This is a genomic window from Pseudoalteromonas sp. GABNS16E, assembly GCF_028598715.1.
GTDB classification, from domain to species: domain Bacteria; phylum Pseudomonadota; class Gammaproteobacteria; order Enterobacterales; family Alteromonadaceae; genus Pseudoalteromonas; species Pseudoalteromonas atlantica.
The window spans coordinates 1-1,727 of sequence record NZ_JAQREZ010000117.1; the positions used below are offsets into that span (position 1 = coordinate 1).

Annotated in this window: 1 rRNA gene; it reads left to right on the forward strand. The window is 49.2% G+C overall.

The annotated features are described in order from the left end of the window. Positions 1–20: 20 nt before the first annotated feature. A 23S ribosomal RNA gene (locus tag PSI06_RS20850) occupies positions 21–1,727 on the forward strand; the annotation flags it as partial.

Consider the following 1,727-nt stretch of genomic DNA (forward strand, 5'->3'; position numbering starts at 1 on the left):
AAGACCCGTTTGGGTTGTATGGTTAAGTGACTAAGCGTACACGGTGGATGCCTTGGCAGTTGGAGGCGATGAAGGACGTATTAACTTGCGATAAGCCTAGTCAAGCTAGTAAAAAGCGCTTGAGACTAGGATTTCCGAATGGGGAAACCCACCTGCTTGCAGGTATCGTTAACTGAATACATAGGTTAACGAGGCGAACGCGGAGAACTGAAACATCTAAGTACCCGTAGGAAAAGAAATCAACCGAGATTCCGATAGTAGCGGCGAGCGAAATCGGAACAGCCCTTAAGCTTATTATGTGTTAATGGAAGGCTCTGGAAAGTGCCACGATACAGGGTGATAGTCCCGTACATGAAAAGACATTTTAAGTGAAATCGAGTAGGTCGGAGCACGTGAAACTTTGACTGAATATAGGTGGACCATCATCTAAGGCTAAATACTCCCAACTGACCGATAGTGAACCAGTACCGTGAGGGAAAGGCGAAAAGAACCCCTGTGAGGGGAGTGAAATAGAACCTGAAACCGTGTACGTACAAGCAGTAGGAGCCTACTTGTTAGGTGACTGCGTACCTTTTGTATAATGGGTCAGCGACTTATATTTTGTAGCGAGGTTAACCGATTAGGGTAGCCGTAGGGAAACCGAGTCTTAACTGGGCGAATAGTTGCAAGGTATAGACCCGAAACCCGGTGATCTAGCCATGGGCAGGTTGAAGGTTGAGTAACATCAACTGGAGGACCGAACCCACTAACGTTGAAAAGTTAGGGGATGACCTGTGGCTAGGAGTGAAAGGCTAATCAAACCGGGAGATAGCTGGTTCTCCCCGAAATCTATTTAGGTAGAGCCTCGGACGAATACTTACGGGGGTAGAGCACTGTTAAGGCTAGGGGGTCATCCCGACTTACCAACCCTTTGCAAACTCCGAATACCGTAAAGTAATATCCGGGAGACACACGGCGGGTGCTAACGTCCGTCGTGAAGAGGGAAACAACCCAGACCGCCAGCTAAGGTCCCAAAGTCATAGTTAAGTGGGAAACGATGTGGAAAGGCCCAGACAGCCAGGAGGTTGGCTTAGAAGCAGCCATCCTTTAAAGAAAGCGTAATAGCTCACTGGTCGAGTCGGTCTGCGCGGAAGATGTAACGGGGCTAAACTATGCACCGAAGCTGCGGATTCATCTTAGGATGAGTGGTAGGGGAGCGTTCTGTAAGCGGTTGAAGGTGTACCGGGAGGTATGCTGGACGTATCAGAAGTGCGAATGCTGACATGAGTAACGATAATGCGGGTGAAAAACCCGCACGCCGGAAGACCAAGGGTTCCTATCCCATGTTAATCAGGGTAGGGTAAGTCGACCCCTAAGGCGAGGCCGAAAGGCGTAGTCGATGGGAAACGGATTAATATTTCCGTACTTGGTATAATTGCGATGGGGGGACGGAGAAGGCTAAGCAAGCATGGCGATGGTTGTCCATGTGAAAGTGAGTAGGCTAGTGACTTAGGTAAATCCGGGTTGCTGTTAGGCTGAGACACGAGACGAGCACCCAAGGGTGTGAAGTTGCTGATGCCATACTTCCAGGAAAAGCCTCTAAGCTTCAGATTATACCGAATCGTACCCCAAACCGACACAGGTGGTCAGGTAGAGAATACTAAGGCGCTTGAGAGAACTCGGGTGAAGGAACTAGGCAAAATCGTACCGTAACTTCGGGAGAAGGTACGCTCCTATCTGTGATGAGA